This window comes from Gilliamella sp. B3367, assembly GCF_026536825.1.
In the GTDB taxonomy this organism is placed as follows: Bacteria; Pseudomonadota; Gammaproteobacteria; order Enterobacterales; family Orbaceae; genus Gilliamella; species Gilliamella apicola_E.
Genome location: NZ_JAFNNJ010000001.1, coordinates 328,207 through 345,342, shown reverse-complemented (window position 1 = coordinate 345,342; position 17,136 = coordinate 328,207). Strand labels below are relative to the sequence as shown.

The following is a 17,136-nucleotide window of genomic DNA, read 5'->3' as shown; positions in this document are numbered from 1 at the left end:
TTTAACACTATTCAATTGGTGTATCTAAAGATAAAAATCCACCTAAGTTTTTACTTTCTTCAATACTTGGGTAATTAGGTATTAAGTCAAACAAGATCTCTACCGATTCATCTAAGAATGGATCTGGCTGTTTATAATCTTTAGGTAGTTCCTTTAAATTTTTAATAGGTGCTAGACCTGCACGGTTTAAACGTTCATTCATACGCTTAAGGTCTCGCTCTTCTTTAGTTTTTTGCTCTGTTTCACGTTCATTTTTATTTAATGAGACAGTGAGATTGTCATTTTTTTTGCTATTAAATTCTTTAATGTCTTCTTCGATATAGTTGAATTCTGGGTTTTTAGCAATTCGAGCTTCATGTTGCGATTTTAAGTTTGCTAATAGTGGTTTGATGTTTGCTACAGTTAAATAGTCTGCAGAAGGAATTTTATCCCATGGCATAGCATTATCTAAGAATCGTTCACCAGTTTCATCAACATATTGGCTTTTGGTCATTTCAATATCAGGATCAACACCCTTTAATTGGGTACTGCCACCATTAATACGATAGAATTTTTGGACAGTATATTGAGCACCACCAAGTTCAGGCCAGCTTGGGTGTAAACGAGCATCAACTGGGTATGAGATACCTCGTGAAGTTTGGACTGTTCCCTTGCCATAGGTGGTTTCACCAACAATTACTGCCCGACCATAATCTTGCATTGCTGCTGAGAAAATTTCTGATGCTGAAGCACTATAACGGTTAATCATCACAACAATTGGACCGCTGTAGTCAATACCTTTATTTTTGTCATCATAAGTCGTGATTTTTTGAAGGTTATCACGCACTTGTACGACTGGACCATTGTCAATAAATAAACCTGTTAACTCAATAACTTCAGCTAAGGAACCACCACCATTATTGCGCAAATCAATAACTAGGCCTTGTAATTTTTCGCTGTTAGCTTCCATTAATAATGATTGAACCTTTTTGCTTAACCCAATATAGAAGCTTGGTATTTCAATAATACCGACTTTGCCTCGGCTATTATTGATAACTTTTAATTTTGCTTCTCGATCTTCAAAATGAATTTTGTCACGTTTAAGTTCAATGATTTTAGGTTTGCTGTTATTGCCCGCTGGTAAAATTTCTAATTTTACTATGGTGTTTTTAGGACCGCGTATTTTGTCAACAATATCCTCTAATCGCCAACCGATTACATCTTCAATAGGAGAATTGCTTTGCCCTACCCCGATAATTTTATCGCCAACTGTTAATAATTTACTTTTTTCGGCTGGGCCGCCAGTTACAAATGACATGATTACAGTATAATCATCTTGTTGACTAAGTGTGGCACCGATTCCTTCGAAAGATAAACTCATTTCAGAATCAAAATCCCGTTTTTTACGCGGCGCTAAATAGCTAGTATGAGGGTCAATTTCGCGAGCAAACGCATTCATAAAGACTTGGAAACAATCTTCATTATTAGATTGTTCAATAGTTTTTAATACGCGTTTATATCGTTTAGTTAATACTTCACGAATCTGAGTCTCGTTTTTACCCGTTAATGCTAAATTTAGCTCGTCATATTTAACGCGTTTTTCCCAATAGTCATCAAGTTCTTTTTCATTAGTTGCCCATGCTAGGTCTTCACGCTTAAAATTAATTTCGTCTTTAGCGCTAAAGTCCATTGGACGTTGCAATACTTCAAGCGCATATTGATATCGGTTGTAGCGTTTTTGTAAAAAAAGGTTGTAGATATCATAAGCTGTTTTTAGATCGCCATCTCTTAATTCTTGACCTAATTGTTCTTGGTAAATACGGAATTTGTTTACATCATCTTGAAGAAAGATAGTTTTATTACCATCTAATAATTTGAAATAGCGATCGAAAATTTTAGCTGAAAATGCACCATCTAAGGAAAAATCACGATAATGTGATTGAGTAAAGAAATTAGTTACTCGTTTGGCGACAACTTGATGTACTTCATCTTGTTTTAGAACTGGAATTTGTTCCGTTGCAGGAGCTTTGGCCTGAGCCGTTGTACTAATAATACATAAAATGAGACCGAATTTAACAAAACCTTTCAGTAACTTATTCATATAAATTCTCTATCGATTAATAATATGCTCAGGTTTGACTGTTAGTTCCATTCCTGTTCCTACTTTGACTTTGATGTGCTCTTTTTCAATAGTGATGATCTGTCCTTTGACTGGTTTTTGACCAACATTGACTCGAACAAAATCACCAATTTTCAGAGCTCTAGGTTTTCGAGAAGGTTTAGGGGCTGCTTTACGTTTTTGTTTTGCCCTTTCCTTAGCTTGCTCCTTGCTTTCTTTTAATTGTTGCTGAGCATGTTCCATTTGTTCTTTGGTAATAACTTCAGTTGGGTTACCATCTAAGTCAACGCGATTTGCACCTTCCTTTATGCAATATAGATAGCGCCAACCCATGGTGTAGGCTCTAAGTGCAATGCGAAGTTTGGTTTTGCTCAATAATTCACTATTTTCTAGGCGAGAAATAATATCTTGAAAGATGCCAATTTTTAAAGGCTTTGCTTCCCCTTCAATAGTAAAACAATTAGGAAACTGCTGGTTTAAATAATTAATAATCTCTTTAGTATTTGTTAATTGAAACTGATTTTCCATTGATTATTCCATTGCTACTAATAATTTTCTGACGATAAAGTATATCTCAGCTTGTACAATAACACTAATTATCTTTTTTGTGTTTGTTAATAAAAGAAATAAAATCTTTGATACCATTTCGCATTATCCATGAACTGACAATCGTTTGTTCTTCTGTAGATAATTGTTCAAATGCTGTCATCCACAGTTGTAATGGATTAATTGGCGAAACAACGTAAGTTGCACTCTCTTCCTCTAGATACAAAGCTTTTTTAACATCTATTGACAAGCTGCTAATGTGATATTCAATAGCTTTACCACGAACGCCTGAACGTTTACGAGAAGTCCAGTTTTCAGATCTTGCTTTACGATTTATACCTTGTGTTGTTGATGGCATCCCTGCAATACTTAATAGTTCTTTTGGTGAGAACCACTCTTTCATTCTAATAATCCTATTTTAAGAAACAAGAAAAAGTTATAGAAATTAAAGAAACTTTGATACAATATTAAGAAACTACTTACCATTGTTATTTAAAGTTAAATTATAAACTTACTGGTTTTGATAACTAGAAAGCATAACATAGATATTTAAGGTTATAAACTAAGAAGGAAGAAAAAAATGGAGATTAAATCTAATGATTGGCATAAAGCAGACATTATTGCCGCATTAAAAAAGAAAGGGACAACTCTCGCTGAATTATCTCGTCAATCCGGACTAAGTTCCTCAACACTTAGCAATGCGCTTGTTAGACCTTGGACAAAAGGAGAGTCAATTATCGCTAAAGCTCTCAATTTAAAACCCTCGCAAATTTGGCCAAGCCGTTATATAAATTCAATGACAAGACAGCCAATTAAGCGAGTTTTGAGAAAAAGTTCAGATAATACATCTTCAAATCATTAACTGACAACAATCTAATTAACACTTTTTTACAAACATATGGAAACATATAGAAACACTTGTTTTCATGTGTTCGTTTTTGCTTTATTCTTTTATCAATTCAATTCATCTATTTTCTTTATTTAAACTAACTTGATTATTTTCATCAATATTAATCCTATGCTATGATTAGCCATCTTTTGATATAAATCATAGTTTAATAGGCAATTATTATGAAAAATCTTAGTAAAATTTTGGTGCTTTTATTTTCAGTATTAGCATTATCCGCATGTTCACAAAAAAATTATTTAGAACAAGGTACCCCACTAAGTCATGAGAAAGTGGATAAAATTGTTGAAGGCTCAACCACTGAGGCACAACTGCTGCATATTTTTGGTCAACCAGCAAGTAAGGTTAGCATTAATGCTAACGAATCAAAATGGACTTATACATATCTTAAAAAAAGTTCAACCAAAAATGCAATTTTTGGGGAAACTCAATACGACATTCTTGAAGGTACGTTAGAAGTAGTGGTAAACCAAGGTGTTGTAACTTGGTTTAACTATTCGCAAAACAATAAACAGAAGAAGTGGTAATTATCATTTGATTATTAAGCACATCAATTAGATGTGCTTTTTTATCTATTTGCTTAATGATTGTTCTTACCGTTAAATCCCCTTATTCTCAGATTTTAATTTCATATTTTGTTTAGATTCCATTCATATACTTTATTCCGCTCTGGACAAAAGTCTTTATTACGTTATACTCATTTGCGAAATTAACCAGACAATCGCTGCTTTGTTGTAGTCCCTTGTAAAAGGGAGACAAACAGAGGGGAGGAAAGTCCGGGCTCCATAGGGCAGAGTGCCAGGTAACGCCTGGGGGGTGTTGGCGAGAGCGAACATTCACGACTAGTGCAACAGAGAGTATACCGCCGATGGCTTAGCAATAAGATCAGGTAAGGGTGAAAGGGTGCGGTAAGAGCGCACCGCGCAGCTGGTAACAGTTGTGGCACGGTAAACTCCACTCGGAGCAAGGTCAAATAGGGATTCATTGGCGCGGCCCGCGTTGAATCCGGGTAGACTGCTTGAGCTAATGCGTGAGTATTAGCCTAGAGGAATGATTGTCCACGACAGAACCCGGCTTATCGGTTAATTTCACCTTTTTATTCTTTACGGTTTTGCTTTGCTTGTTTTTTATTACTTAACCAACGCTTTACTGCTAACCAAATCGAAAATACTAATCCTAATACCAATAAAAATACTGGTATTAACATTAATAAAGACATAATCTGTTTTTCGTATGTTTTAAAAATTGGTGATAAACCAAATAAATAGCCTAATGTAACAATCAAAAATATCCATAATGTTGCACTTACCCAATTGTAGATGTGAAATTTACGGCTATGCAAACCTGATAACCCCGCCATCATTGGTAATAATGTGCGAACAAATGCAATAAATCGTCCAATAAATAGTGCTTGTAAGCCATATTTGTGGAATAGTACCTCTGATTTATGGTGATATTTTTCTGGCAAATGTGCCATCCAATTCTGTACAGTTTTGGTATTACCCAACCACCGGCCTTGTGCATAACCGAGCCATGTGCCGAAGGCAGCACCAGCAATTAGAATTAAGTTTATAAGACCAAAATGAAAAACATCAAGACTTATCAATACGCCAGTTAGAAACAGTAAACTATCACCCGGTAAAAAAGCTGCGGGTAACACACCATTTTCTAATAGAATGATGACAAATAGCATTCCATATAATATCCATAACACATCTGGGTTTGAGAGTGTTTTTATATCCATATGAACAAATGCTTGGTATAGTGTAATGATTGTATCCATTTAGCTTATTTTCTCATTAATGTATTATTATTAGTGGTTAATAGTACCACCTACGGTTAAATTATTCACTTTTAAAGTCGGTTGACCAACTCCAACAGGAACGCTTTGCCCTGCTTTACCACAAACACCAACACCTGGATCAAGTTCGAGATCATTGCCTACCATTGAAATTTGTTGCATCGTTTCAATACCTGATCCAATAAGCGTTGCACCTGTGACCGCCGTAGTAATTTTACCTTTTTCAATTAAATAGGCTTCTGAAGTTGAGAAGACAAATTTTCCTGAAGTTATATCGACTTGCCCACCTGCAAAATTAGGTGCATATAGTCCATAATCTACACTTTGGATGATTTCATCAAAACTCGATGTTCCCGCTAGCATGTAGGTATTGGTCATTCTAGGCATAGGTAAACAGGCATACCCTTCACGGCGACCATTGCCAGTCGAATGGCAATTCATTAATTTTGCGTTAAGCTTATCAAACATGTAGCCTTTTAAAACACCGTTTTCGATTAATACCGTTTTTTGACTTGGCGTACCTTCATCATCAATAGAGAGTGAACCTCGACGATTTTCAATGGTTCCATCATCAACGATAGTACAAAGCTCTGAGGTAACTTGTTCGCCAATTTTTCCTGAAAACACAGAACTATTTTTACGATTAAAGTCTCCCTCTAACCCGTGTCCTACTGCTTCGTGAAGTAACACACCTGGCCAACCTGCACCTAAAACAACTGGCATGGTGCCTGCTGGAGCCGGTTTGGCTGAGAGCAAAACTAAAGCTTGACGCACAGCTTCTCGGGTATAACTATCTACATAACTTTCACCTGTTTTCGCATTAGTCGTTAAAAAATAGTCATAACTAAATCGACCACCACCGCCACTACTCCCTCGTTCACGTTTACCATCTTGTTCGACAAGGACGGATACTGATAAGCGAACTAAAGGCCTAACATCTGCACATAAGGTACCATCAGTGCCAGCAATTAAAATGTCTTCATAACTACCAATTAAGCTTGCTGAAACTTCAATGACTCTTGGATCAATTGAACGTGCTAACTTATCAACTTGGTGTAATAAGGCAATTTTTTGCTCCTGCGAAAAGCTATTTATCGGATTAAGCGATGGATACTTGATGATATTGTTAGCCGTTTTAAATGGAGTAACCATAATGGGTGTTTGATTTTTAGTAATAGAGTTTGCGGCTAATACACTTTGCTCTAATCGAGCTAAAGAAAGCTGATCAGTATAAGCAAATCCTGTTTTTTCACCAATAATCGCTCTAACACCAACACCTTGATCGCGATGAAAAGAGGCATTTTTAATAATGCTATCTTCAAGAGACCAACTTTCGTAATAACCAGATAAAAAATATAAATCACCAAAATCAATTTGCCTTGAACTAAGCATATCAAGCAAATTTACTATATCTTGCTGATTTAAGTTATTTGGATTGAGTAACCGTTCACTCACTTGGACTACGTTCATAAATTCCTTAATCTAATGATTATCAATATAAAAACTGTAAAATGTATTATTACATAAGTACTACATCATATTGTTCTTGAATATAAAGTGGTTCAACTTTTACTTCAACACGTTTGCCAACAAACACTTCAACTTCTGCTAGCGCATGTGATTCATCCGTCGTTAATGCATTAGCCACTGCAGCTGAGGCATAAACCAAAAAGTATTCAGAGCGGTGAGCTTTGTATATACGAACAATTTCACGGAGTATTTCATTACAAACCGTTTCTACTGATTTAACAATCCCTCGACCTTTACATGCAGGACACTCTTCACAAAGTATATGACCAATACTTTCTCGAGTCCGCTTACGTGTCATTTCAACTAACCCCAAACCAGAGAAAGTGTTCACGGATGTTCGTGCTCGATCTTTGGCTAAAAAGTCTTGTAAAGATAGTAACACTCGTTCACGGTGAATATCTTCTTGCATATCAATAAAATCGATAATGATAATACCGCCTAAGTTGCGTAATCGTAATTGACGCGCAATCGCAATGGTTGCTTCGATATTGGTGTTGAAAATAGTTTCTTCTAAATTACGATGACCTACAAATGCACCAGTATTAATATCAATGGTCGTCATAGCTTCGGTTTGATCAATAATTAAATAACCACCCGATTTTAATTTGACTTTACGGTCTAACGCTCGTTGAATTTCGTTTTCAATATCATACAGATCGAAAATTGGGATATTACCGCGATAATGGGTTAATTTGTTGGTAACTTCTGGCATAAATTCCTGTGTAAACTCAACCAACAAATCATAAGTAAGTTTAGAGTCAACCAAAATTCGTTCAATTGGGTCGCCAACAAAATCCCGTAATACTCGTTGAGATAAAGCAAGCTCACCATAGACTAAATATTTGCTGATTGGACGCGCCATTCGTTCTTGAATTTTTGCCCATAAACGTTTTAAAAAATTGGCATCTTGTTCAAGTTCGTGAGCATTTGCTCCTTCGGCAGCAGTTCTAACAATAAAACCACTTTCATCGGTAACATATTGTTCAACAATTTTTTTAAGCCTTTCACGCTCTTCTTCCGATTCAATTCGTTGCGATGTCGCTACATGAGCAGAGTTAGGACCAGGCATTAAAACTAAATAACGCGAAGGTAAAGTTATATCTGTAGTAAGTCTGGCACCTTTAGTCCCCAAAGGATCTTTAACAACTTGTACCATTAAATCTTGGCCTTGACGGACCAATTCAGAAATATCTTTAACTTGAAACTGTTCTTGTTCACTGTCCGATACACATTCGGTATGCGGCATGATATCCGAGGCGTGCAAAAAAGCAGCTTTTTCAAGACCGATATCAACAAACGCAGCTTGCATACCCGGTAAAATACGAATGATTTTGCCTTTATAGATATTTCCTACAATACCTCGACGTGATTCACGATCTACGTGGATTTCTTGTAATATCCCATCTTCAATATATGCCACCCGAGTTTCTGATGGCGTTACGTTCATTAATAATTCGACAGACATAATGATCCCTTATTAATTAATAGCAAAGTTCCGTCTTATTAGTCGTAAGAATAGATAAATCACTATCCATAATACCCCATCAACAAAACTAGATACTAAAATTAAAGGTGAAATCGTTATGGTATGATAAATACTGACTTGAAACAGAAATACTAATATATTATAACAAAGCGAAACGGCAAAAATAATAATTGATTGTTGCCATAAAGCTAAATTACGGATTAACTGGAATTTAAACATTAACAAATAAGCCACGCATGAAAAAATAAATGCGTGAATACCTAAAAGCGATCCTGAGAATAGATCTAAAATGATACCTAATAAAAATGCTATGCTCATACCAATTCGGTGCGGTAATGCTATTAACCAATAGGCCATAATTAACATTAATAAATGAGGCTTAAACATATTATATTCAGGTGACCACGGTATGATTTGTACACATAAGCCAATTAGCAACGTTAACCAAATAACCAGTATACTAATTCGATTATTACCCCTCATGTTTTACTCCTTGATCGCCCCACAATAACAGTAGATAACGTAAACGTTTTAAATCTGCGGTTGGCGTAGCAGAAATAATGGGGGTGGAATCACTTATATCAAGCTTTACTGAACTAACCACAGCCACTGGGTACCCTTCTGGGAAGCGACCATCAAGTCCAGAAGTGACTAAAACATCACCAACTTTGACATCAACATTGTTAGGTAAAAAATCAAGCGTTAAATCGTTACTGCATCCATTACCAACAGCTACCATTGAAATATCATTTCTTAATACTTGTACTGGAATTGCATGTTGATAATCACAAACTAAGATCGCTCGGCTTGTTGATTGAGCGGTTTGATAAATTTGTCCAACGATACCTTTTTCATCTACTACCGGCTGACCTATATATACACCGTCATTTTTACCTTTATTAATTACCACCTGATAAACGTAAGGATCAGTATCAGCTAATAATACTTGAGCAGCCATTTTATGTTCATCGTGTCTTAAAGGTGAACCTAATAGCCCTCTTAGGCGGTCATTTTCATGCTTTAAATGTTCAAGCAATAATAGATTACTTTTTTGTTGCATTAAGGTTTCTTGCAGTTCTGCATTTTCTTTAATTAGTGTCTCTTGTGTTTTCGACATTTCATACAGCGAATCAAATGATGATTTTGGTGCATTTGAAACATGATAAAGTGGCGAAATTAAGGTATCTAAATAATAACGAACCTCTTTAAAAGGACGATAATTGATATCTAACACTATTAACGTCAAAGCGAGTGCCAGTGATATAAATAATTGAACACTCAGAGGCGAACGTTTAGAAAAAAGTAATTTCATTGTCCAGTATTTACCTGTTATATATCTAGAATTTAACTATTTTAAGATATGACTCCGCCGACAATGTCGGCGGAAAAAATGAAATATTCGTTACTTGCTAGTAATATTATTACTCTTCACTGAAGAGATCACCACCATGCATATCTACCATATCAAGAGCTTTACCACCACCACGAGCTACGCAAGTAAGTGGGTCTTCAGCTACAACAACGTGAATCCCTGTTTCAGCAGATAATAATTTATCAATATTACGTAATAATGCACCACCACCAGTCAATACCATACCATGTTCTGAAATATCAGAAGCTAGTTCTGGAGGACATTGTTCTAGAGCAACTTTAACAGCACTAACAATACCACTTAATGGCTCTTGTAATGCTTCTAAGATTTCATTCGAATTTAGTGTAAAACTACGTGGCACACCTTCAGCTAAGTTACGACCACGTACTTCGATTTCAAGGACTTCATCACCTGGATAAGCACTTCCAATGAAGTGTTTAATTTTTTCTGCGGTCGCTTCACCAATTAATGCACCATAATTGCGACGAACATAATTGATTATTGCTTCATCAAAACGGTCTCCACCAATGCGTGCAGAAGCGGAATAAACTACACCATTTAATGAAATAACAGCCACTTCTGTTGTACCACCACCGATATCAACAACCATTGAGCCAGTTGGTGCAGAAACTGGTAAATCAGCACCAATTGCCGCAGCCATTGGTTCTTCAATTAAATAAACTTCACGAGCACCAGCACCTAATGCTGATTCACGAATAGCACGACGTTCCACTTGTGTTGCGCCAACTGGCACACATACCAATACACGAGGACTTGGTCTTAAGAAGCTATGGCTGTGAACTTGTCGAATAAAATACTGTAACATTTTTTCAGTGACGGAAAAGTCTGCAATCACACCGTCTTTCATTGGTCTGATAGCTGCAATATTACCAGGTGTTCGCCCTAGCATCTGTTTCGCAGCATGGCCAACGGCAGCAACACTTTTAGGTGTTCCTGAGCGATCTTGACGAATGGCAACAACTGAAGGTTCGTTAAGCACAATGCCTTGCCCTTTAACATAAATAAGCGTGTTGGCTGTACCTAAATCAATCGATAAATCATTTGAAAACAAGCCGCGAACTTTTTTGAACATAATAAAAACTCTTCCTAGAATTAATCTTGTTTAAATATATTTGAGTATTAGAAGCAAACTTAGGCGTCTACAAAATATATATTTTAATTTTATCCGACAAATAATAGTTCATTTAGCAGATAAAAACCACAGCCAGCCTCAATAATAATTAAGGGTTATATTGTATCGCAATTTAAAAATAATACCTAGAAAATAGTATAACAAGTGTTTGTAAAGGAGATATATAATGACAAATTATGATTTACAGTGTATCCTTCCGCGTTAATGTTGAGTTACTATTTTTAGTATCGAATTAAAAGATTACTTTTAAGATATTAAAGGTACATTAAAATAATTGTTATTTATATCAAATAAACACGGTGTAATTCATGGATATACGTAAAATTAAAAAGTTAATTGAATTAGTAGAAGAATCAGGTATTTCTGAGCTTGAAATTTCTGAGGGTGAAGAATCGGTTCGAATTAGTCGGTCGACACCTACCTATACAGCTCCAGTGCAAAACATTCAAATTCCCCAACCAGTTGCTGTTCCTGCTCCTACAGTCACTGCGGCTACAGTTGAAGCAGAAGTCATCACAGAAACTAATAGTGGCACAACCATAAAATCACCAATGGTTGGTACGTTTTATCGAACTCCAAGCCCTGAATCTAAAGCATTTGTTGAAGTCGGTCAGTCTGTAAATGTTGGTGATGTGCTTTGCATTGTTGAAGCAATGAAAATGATGAACCAAATTGAATCAGAAAAAGCAGGGACTATTAAAGCTATCTTAGTTGAAAATGGTCAACCAGTTGAATTCGATCAACCACTATTCATTATTGAATAATCAGAATTATTTGTTAACTTAGACGATTAAGAGATTGAATATGCTTGATAAAATTCTTATTGCTAACCGCGGAGAAATCGCTCTTCGTATTTTAAGAGCATGTAAAGAACTTGGAATTAAAACTGTCGCTGTTCACTCTTCGGCAGATAAAGACTTAAAACATGTGCTACTTGCAGACGAAACCGTTTGTATAGGTCCAGCAGCTTCAGCCAAAAGTTATCTTAATATCCCTGCATTAATCTCTGCTGCCGAAGTAACCGGCGCAGCAGCTATTCATCCTGGATATGGATTTTTATCAGAAAATGCGGATTTTGCTGAACAAGTTGAACGTTCAGGCTTTATATTTATCGGTCCAAAACCTGATACTATTCGTTTAATGGGTGATAAAGTTTCAGCCATTGAAGCAATGAAAAAAGCAGGCGTACCTTGTGTTCCTGGTTCTGATGGTCCTCTTGGCAGTAATATGGACCTTAATAAGCAAATTGCTAAAAAAATTGGTTATCCAGTTATTATTAAAGCGTCTGGCGGCGGCGGTGGTCGTGGAATGCGTATTGTTCGTGAAGAAAAAGATCTCGAACAATCAATCAAAATGACTAAACTTGAAGCAAAAACTGCATTTAATAATGATATGGTTTACATGGAAAAATTCCTAGAAAACCCACGCCATATCGAAATACAAGTTTTATCTGATGGGCAAGGTCATGCAGTTTATTTAGGTGAACGCGATTGTTCAATGCAAAGACGTCACCAAAAAGTACTTGAAGAAGCACCAGCGGTTGGTATTACACCGAAAATGCGTAAATTCATCGGTGAACGTTGTGTTAATGCATGTATCGAGATTGGATATCGTGGTGCAGGTACTTTTGAGTTCTTATTTGAAAATGGTGAATTCTACTTCATCGAAATGAATACTCGTATTCAAGTAGAACACCCAGTTACTGAAATGGTTACTGGAGTTGATCTTATTCGTGAACAAATTCTGATTGCAGCTGGACAACCTTTGTCAATTAAGCAAAGTGACATTGAAATTAAAGGCCATGCAATTGAATGCCGAATCAATGCCGAAGATCCAAAAACATTTATGCCATCTCCGGGCAAAATAACACGTTTCCATGCTCCGGGAGGATTTGGTATCCGTTGGGAATCACATATATATGCTGGCTATACTGTACCACCATATTATGATTCAATGATCGGTAAATTAATCGCCTATGGTGAAACTCGTGAAGTCGCTATTGCCCGCATGAAGAATGCATTAGCAGAACTGGTTATTGATGGTATAAAAACCAATATCGAACTTCATCTAGAGATTTTAAATGATGAAGGCTTCATAAAAGGTGGCACGAACATTCACTATTTAGAAAAGAAATTAGGTATTTATGAGTAAAATAAGCCCTCAATAATTTGAGGGCTTATTGCTGTATAGAAGTAAATAAAGTATAGGTAATACATATGAAAAATTGGAAAAAAAGCGCTGAAGAAATTTTAACATTAGGTCCAGTAGTTCCTGTTATTGTTATTGAGCGTTTAGAAGATGCCGTTCCTTTAGCAAAAGCATTGATTGCTGGTGGCGTGAAGGTTTTAGAAGTCACATTAAGAACAGCTTGTGCACTTGACGCAATTAAGAAAATTATTAACGAAGTTCCAGAAGCTGTAGTCGGTGCCGGTACTGTAACCACAGTAGAGCAACTTAAACAAGTAACTGAGGCGGGTGTAGAATTTATCATCACTCCGGGTATTACTGACTCTATTTTAAAAGCAGCAGTTGAAGGCCCTGTGCCAGTTATTCCTGGGATTGCAACCATTTCAGAATTATTAACAGCTCAAGAATATGGTTTAACAGCATTAAAATTCTTCCCTGCTGAAATTAATGGCGGTGTTGCTGCGTTAAAAGCGTTTGCTGGTCCTTGTGGTTATATGAAATTCTGCCCTACTGGCGGTGTGAATCCTAAAAACTATCGCGATTATTTAGCGCTTGATAATGTTCTTTGCGTTGGTGGAACTTGGTTTATTCCAACTGATGCAATTGCTAAAGGTGATTTTGCTAAAATTACTGAAATGGCAAAAGAAGCCGTTGCAGGAGCAAAATAAGTTTTATCTTACCGCCGACATTGGTCGGCGGTTTAGTCAGTTCTGTCTAACTTCTAAGACCTCTTCCACTTTCAATTATTCGCCATGCTATAAAATATAAAATGCTAACAAATAATATAAGCATCGAAAAAGTAATGACTAATGAAACATCACTAATACCTAAAAAACCATAGCGAAATCCATTAATCATATAAACAATAGGATTAAGTTTAGAAACCCATTGCCAAAAAGTCGGTAACATAGTGATTGAATAAAAAACTCCGCCCAAGTAAGTTAACGGTGTTAATACAAAGGTTGGAATAATACTTATATCATCAAATGATTTTGCAAATACTGCATTTAACAATCCAGCTAATGAAAACAAAATTGAGGTTAATAATAAGGTGAAAACTACAAAAGTCCACGAATGAACTTCATATCTAACAAAAAATAACGATACAGCAGTGACCAACACACCAGTTAATAAACCACGCATTACACCACCACCAACATATCCCCAAATAATAATATGAGTCGGAACAGGAGCAACAAGTATTTCTTCAATATTACGTTGAAATTTAGCACTAAAAAATGAAGAACAGACGTTTGTATATGAATTGGTTATGACCGACATCATAATTAAGCCTGGCACAATGAATGCCATATAACTAAAGCCACCCATATCACCAACTCGCGAACCGATTAAATTACCGAAAATAATAAAATATAGTGACATTGTAATAACAGGAGGAATCAGTGTTTGGATCCAAATTCTTAAAAATCGGGTAACTTCTTTACGCCAAATACTTTTTAAGGCAATCCAATATAAATTATTCATCAATAGCTCCTTTGGTATCATTTCGCAACAAATCTACAAATAATTCTTCTAATCGATTAGCTTTATTACGAACACTAATCACTTTTATGTTTTGTTGATTGAGTTGTTCAAATAACTGATTTAATCCTTGTTGTTTATCTACGTTTACTTCTAACATGCCAGATTCAATATCAGTATAATTATACCCTTTAAGGGAGATTGGTGTTGATGTTGGTACATAATCAATAATAATTGTTTCAGATTGACTTTTTGCTAGTAAATCACGCATTGAAGAGTTAGCAATTAATTCTCCGTGCTGAATTATACCAATGTGACGGCAAAGCATTTCTGCTTCTTCCAAATAATGCGTGGTTAATATAATGGTGATACCTTGTTTATTAATCTCACGTAGAAAATCCCACATGGAACGACGTAACTCTATATCAACCCCAGCAGTAGGTTCATCCAGAATTAATAATTTAGGTTCGTGGACAAGTGCGCGAGCTATCATTAGTCGTCTTTTCATCCCACCTGATAACATATTAGCTCTACTATGTCGTTTATCCCATAAATCTAAAATACGCAGATACTTTTCAGCTCGTTGTAAAGCCAATTTTCGTGGCAACCCATAGTAACCACCTTGATTGGTAACAATTTGGATTACTTCTTCAAATTGGTTAAAGTTAAATTCCTGAGGAACAAGTCCTAATTGTCTTTTTGCATTAACAAGATCCGTATCTAAGTCATATCCAAAGATTTTAACTTGGCCTGAGGTTTTAGTAACTAAAGAGCTAATAATACCAATGGTGGTTGACTTACCTGCACCATTTGGTCCAAGTAAAGCATAAAAATCTCCTGCCGCTACAGTTAAATTAATTCCTTTTAATGCTTCTACACCATTTTTATATTTTTTCTTTAGCGCTATAAGTTCTAGTGCAGGTGTTGACGACATAAATGTATCCTAATTGAGTAAATTGCTATTTGAATAATATGATATCATGTTTAATCAATTGACAATATTGTTTAATATTTAGATAAATATATGGATTAAGGAATAAATGTTATGGTTAAAATTGGATTAGTTTCAATATCAGATAGAGCATCACAAGGCGTTTATCAAGATGAAGGTATTCCAGCTTTGTTATCATGGTTGAAATCTGCATTGAAAACAGCTTTTATTACCGAACAACGCATTATTCCCGATGAACAAATCATCATTGAAAAAACATTATGCGAATTGGTTGATGATTTGCAATGTAATCTGATTTTAACCACAGGCGGCACAGGACCAGCAATAAGAGATGTAACACCTGACGCAACTTTAGCTATAGCAGATAGAATAATGCCCGGATTTGGCGAACAGATGCGGCAGATTAGTTTACATTTTGTTCCAACTGCGATTTTATCCAGACAAGTTGGTGTTATTCGTAAGCAATGTTTAATTTTGAATTTACCAGGTCGACCAAAATCAATCAAGGAAACACTTGAAGGTGTAAAGGATGATGAAGGTAACACTATTGTTACTGGCATATTTGCAAGTGTTCCATATTGTATTGATCTGCTAGAAGGTCCTTACATCGAAACACATGATCACATCATTAAATCATTTCGTCCCAAAAATGCTATAAAATCTAATCTTTAATTTTATGCAAATGTCATGCATAATTATGTAGATTATATTCAATATTTGAATGAAGCTTTATAAGCACACTTGCTTAATTAGCAATCATTAAAAATAACTGACCGTAATCAAGCATTTTAGTTAACCCGTTAATATGACTTATTGTTTTAATCAGTTAGTCATAAATTAAATTTAAAGGAACAGTATGAAACAAAAAGATCTCACTAAAACTTTCAAAGAAATGCTTTTACAAGAAAAGTTTAGTTCTCAGATAGGTATCGTACAAGCCTTACAAGAGCAAGGATTTGATAATATAAATCAATCTAAAGTATCGCGAATGTTAACTAAATTTGGCGCTGTAAGAACTCGCAACGCAAAATCTGAGATGGTTTATTGTTTACCTGCTGAAATGAGTGTTCCAACAACAAGCAGTCCATTAAAAAATTTAGTGTTAGATATTGATTACAATAGTTCAATGGTTGTTATTCGAACAAGCCCAGGCGCAGCTCAGCTTATTGCGAGATTGTTAGATTCAATCGGTAAATCAGAAGGGATTTTAGGCTCAATTGCCGGTGATGATACGATTTTTAGCACACCAACTAAAGATTGTTCTGTGAAAAAACTATATCAAACGATTATTGAATTATTTGAACGGAGTTTATAATTAACAGTTTATTTTAACAAAGCTCTATAATTTTTTTTAATATTTAACCTATTGACACATTTGGTAAAATCGTTAATCCTATACGACACTGAAATCAGAATTAAGAAGAGGCGCATTACTCAGGCAGATCATTTTAGGGACTGGAGCCGTAAATAAATGATTGATGGGATGTAATGCCGAGGTTTAATTGTTATTCCAGAAAGCAATTAAATCGACTGCAAGGGCTGAATCCCTTGGGTTGTCACCCTAACAGGTGGAGCGCTTCATGGTATGTATTTTTTTAACTGTATTAGGACATGCCCGCTCT

Annotated in this window: 18 protein-coding genes, 1 other RNA gene and 1 riboswitch; of the genes, 8 read left to right on the top strand and 11 right to left on the bottom strand. The window is 35.7% G+C overall.

What is annotated here, in order from left to right; all coding sequences use genetic code 11:
• Positions 1-7: 7 nt before the first annotated feature.
• From prc to J3U23_RS01495, 3 genes are all read right to left on the bottom strand, one after another.
• On the bottom strand, positions 8-2,080 hold the full coding sequence (gene prc, locus J3U23_RS01505) for a carboxy terminal-processing peptidase (protein ID WP_065734289.1): 2,073 nt from the start codon (positions 2,078-2,080) through the stop codon (positions 8-10).
• Positions 2,081-2,089: 9 nt separating this feature from the next.
• Positions 2,090-2,626 carry an RNA chaperone ProQ gene (proQ, locus tag J3U23_RS01500; protein WP_065562206.1) on the bottom strand — a complete coding sequence of 179 codons (537 nt, stop codon included), beginning with the start codon at positions 2,624-2,626 and terminating at the stop codon, positions 2,090-2,092.
• A 64-nt stretch (positions 2,627-2,690) separates the two neighbouring features.
• Positions 2,691-3,047, bottom strand: a complete 357-nt coding sequence (locus J3U23_RS01495) for a DNA-binding protein (protein ID WP_065734288.1) — start codon at positions 3,045-3,047, stop codon at positions 2,691-2,693.
• Positions 3,048-3,224: 177 nt separating this feature from the next.
• Here J3U23_RS01495 and J3U23_RS01490 point away from each other — a divergent pair, with 177 nt between their 5' ends.
• From J3U23_RS01490 to rnpB, 3 genes are all read left to right on the top strand, one after another.
• Positions 3,225-3,506 (top strand): helix-turn-helix domain-containing protein, encoded by a 282-nt coding sequence (locus tag J3U23_RS01490; RefSeq protein WP_065562208.1) that lies wholly within the window; start codon positions 3,225-3,227, stop codon positions 3,504-3,506.
• Between the two features lie 209 nt (positions 3,507-3,715).
• Positions 3,716-4,078: an outer membrane protein assembly factor BamE domain-containing protein gene (bamE, locus tag J3U23_RS01485; RefSeq protein WP_065562209.1), complete on the top strand. Its 363-nt coding sequence runs from the start codon at positions 3,716-3,718 to the stop codon at positions 4,076-4,078.
• 178 nt (positions 4,079-4,256) lie between these two features.
• An RNA gene (rnpB, locus tag J3U23_RS01480) (RNase P RNA component class A) lies at positions 4,257-4,645 on the top strand.
• Positions 4,646-4,647: 2 nt separating this feature from the next.
• Here the strand turns inward: rnpB and J3U23_RS01475 are convergent.
• The 6 genes from J3U23_RS01475 to J3U23_RS01450 all read right to left on the bottom strand — a co-directional run bounded on the left by J3U23_RS01475 (position 4,648) and on the right by J3U23_RS01450 (position 10,833).
• Positions 4,648-5,334 carry a DedA family protein gene (locus J3U23_RS01475; RefSeq protein ID WP_065562210.1) on the bottom strand — a complete coding sequence of 229 codons (687 nt, stop codon included), beginning with the start codon at positions 5,332-5,334 and terminating at the stop codon, positions 4,648-4,650.
• Positions 5,335-5,364: 30 nt separating this feature from the next.
• Complete coding sequence (gene tldD, locus J3U23_RS01470; protein WP_267338249.1) at positions 5,365-6,822, bottom strand: metalloprotease TldD; 1,458 nt, start codon at positions 6,820-6,822, stop codon at positions 5,365-5,367.
• 49 nt (positions 6,823-6,871) lie between these two features.
• A complete protein-coding gene (gene rng / locus J3U23_RS01465) occupies positions 6,872-8,347 on the bottom strand; it encodes a ribonuclease G (protein ID WP_065562212.1) in 1,476 nt (491 codons plus the stop codon).
• Between the two features lie 12 nt (positions 8,348-8,359).
• A complete protein-coding gene (gene mreD, locus J3U23_RS01460; RefSeq protein ID WP_065734286.1) occupies positions 8,360-8,851 on the bottom strand; it encodes a rod shape-determining protein MreD in 492 nt (163 codons plus the stop codon).
• On the bottom strand, positions 8,841-9,680 hold the full coding sequence (gene mreC, locus J3U23_RS01455) for a rod shape-determining protein MreC (RefSeq protein ID WP_065562214.1): 840 nt from the start codon (positions 9,678-9,680) through the stop codon (positions 8,841-8,843). The genes mreD and mreC overlap by 11 nt, the downstream gene beginning before the upstream one ends.
• 109 nt (positions 9,681-9,789) lie before the next feature.
• On the bottom strand, positions 9,790-10,833 hold the full coding sequence (locus J3U23_RS01450; RefSeq protein WP_065562215.1) for a rod shape-determining protein: 1,044 nt from the start codon (positions 10,831-10,833) through the stop codon (positions 9,790-9,792).
• Positions 10,834-11,201: 368 nt separating this feature from the next.
• On the opposite strand from J3U23_RS01450, the gene accB reads away from it, so the two are divergent.
• The 3 genes from accB (at position 11,202) to J3U23_RS01435 (ending at position 13,748) form a co-directional block, all read left to right on the top strand.
• A complete protein-coding gene (gene accB / locus J3U23_RS01445; protein ID WP_065562216.1) occupies positions 11,202-11,657 on the top strand; it encodes an acetyl-CoA carboxylase biotin carboxyl carrier protein in 456 nt (151 codons plus the stop codon).
• A gap of 40 nt (positions 11,658-11,697) precedes the next feature.
• Positions 11,698-13,044, top strand: coding sequence for an acetyl-CoA carboxylase biotin carboxylase subunit (accC, locus tag J3U23_RS01440; RefSeq protein WP_065562217.1), 1,347 nt, complete (start codon positions 11,698-11,700; stop codon positions 13,042-13,044).
• Between the two features lie 65 nt (positions 13,045-13,109).
• Positions 13,110-13,748: a bifunctional 4-hydroxy-2-oxoglutarate aldolase/2-dehydro-3-deoxy-phosphogluconate aldolase gene (locus J3U23_RS01435; RefSeq protein ID WP_065562218.1), complete on the top strand. Its 639-nt coding sequence runs from the start codon at positions 13,110-13,112 to the stop codon at positions 13,746-13,748.
• 46 nt (positions 13,749-13,794) lie between these two features.
• Here J3U23_RS01435 and J3U23_RS01430 read toward each other — a convergent pair whose 3' ends face one another.
• On the bottom strand, positions 13,795-14,565 hold the full coding sequence (locus J3U23_RS01430; RefSeq protein ID WP_065562219.1) for an ABC transporter permease: 771 nt from the start codon (positions 14,563-14,565) through the stop codon (positions 13,795-13,797).
• Entirely contained in the window at positions 14,558-15,496 is a 939-nt protein-coding gene (locus J3U23_RS01425; protein WP_065734285.1) for an ABC transporter ATP-binding protein, read from the bottom strand. The genes J3U23_RS01430 and J3U23_RS01425 overlap by 8 nt, the downstream gene beginning before the upstream one ends.
• 111 nt (positions 15,497-15,607) lie before the next feature.
• Here J3U23_RS01425 and mog point away from each other — a divergent pair, with 111 nt between their 5' ends.
• Both mog and argR read left to right on the top strand, forming a co-directional pair.
• A complete protein-coding gene (gene mog, locus J3U23_RS01420) occupies positions 15,608-16,186 on the top strand; it encodes a molybdopterin adenylyltransferase (RefSeq protein WP_218060001.1) in 579 nt (192 codons plus the stop codon).
• Positions 16,187-16,370: 184 nt separating this feature from the next.
• Positions 16,371-16,829, top strand: coding sequence for a transcriptional regulator ArgR (argR, locus tag J3U23_RS01415; protein WP_065734283.1), 459 nt, complete (start codon positions 16,371-16,373; stop codon positions 16,827-16,829).
• Between the two features lie 97 nt (positions 16,830-16,926).
• Positions 16,927-17,101: riboswitch (Lysine riboswitch) on the top strand.
• Positions 17,102-17,136 lie beyond the last annotated feature (35 nt).

Coding starts and splice junctions, on each gene's coding strand:
- prc (WP_065734289.1), bottom strand. CDS start 2,080: ATGAATAAGTTACTGAAAGGTTTTGTTAAATTCGGTCTCATTTTATGT.
- proQ (WP_065562206.1), bottom strand. CDS start 2,626: ATGGAAAATCAGTTTCAATTAACAAATACTAAAGAGATTATTAATTAT.
- J3U23_RS01495 (WP_065734288.1), bottom strand. CDS start 3,047: ATGAAAGAGTGGTTCTCACCAAAAGAACTATTAAGTATTGCAGGGATG.
- J3U23_RS01490 (WP_065562208.1), top strand. CDS start 3,225: ATGGAGATTAAATCTAATGATTGGCATAAAGCAGACATTATTGCCGCA.
- bamE (WP_065562209.1), top strand. CDS start 3,716: ATGAAAAATCTTAGTAAAATTTTGGTGCTTTTATTTTCAGTATTAGCA.
- J3U23_RS01475 (WP_065562210.1), bottom strand. CDS start 5,334: ATGGATACAATCATTACACTATACCAAGCATTTGTTCATATGGATATA.
- tldD (WP_267338249.1), bottom strand. CDS start 6,822: ATGAACGTAGTCCAAGTGAGTGAACGGTTACTCAATCCAAATAACTTA.
- rng (WP_065562212.1), bottom strand. CDS start 8,347: ATGTCTGTCGAATTATTAATGAACGTAACGCCATCAGAAACTCGGGTG.
- mreD (WP_065734286.1), bottom strand. CDS start 8,851: ATGAGGGGTAATAATCGAATTAGTATACTGGTTATTTGGTTAACGTTG.
- mreC (WP_065562214.1), bottom strand. CDS start 9,680: ATGAAATTACTTTTTTCTAAACGTTCGCCTCTGAGTGTTCAATTATTT.
- J3U23_RS01450 (WP_065562215.1), bottom strand. CDS start 10,833: ATGTTCAAAAAAGTTCGCGGCTTGTTTTCAAATGATTTATCGATTGAT.
- accB (WP_065562216.1), top strand. CDS start 11,202: ATGGATATACGTAAAATTAAAAAGTTAATTGAATTAGTAGAAGAATCA.
- accC (WP_065562217.1), top strand. CDS start 11,698: ATGCTTGATAAAATTCTTATTGCTAACCGCGGAGAAATCGCTCTTCGT.
- J3U23_RS01435 (WP_065562218.1), top strand. CDS start 13,110: ATGAAAAATTGGAAAAAAAGCGCTGAAGAAATTTTAACATTAGGTCCA.
- J3U23_RS01430 (WP_065562219.1), bottom strand. CDS start 14,565: ATGAATAATTTATATTGGATTGCCTTAAAAAGTATTTGGCGTAAAGAA.
- J3U23_RS01425 (WP_065734285.1), bottom strand. CDS start 15,496: ATGTCGTCAACACCTGCACTAGAACTTATAGCGCTAAAGAAAAAATAT.
- mog (WP_218060001.1), top strand. CDS start 15,608: ATGGTTAAAATTGGATTAGTTTCAATATCAGATAGAGCATCACAAGGC.
- argR (WP_065734283.1), top strand. CDS start 16,371: ATGAAACAAAAAGATCTCACTAAAACTTTCAAAGAAATGCTTTTACAA.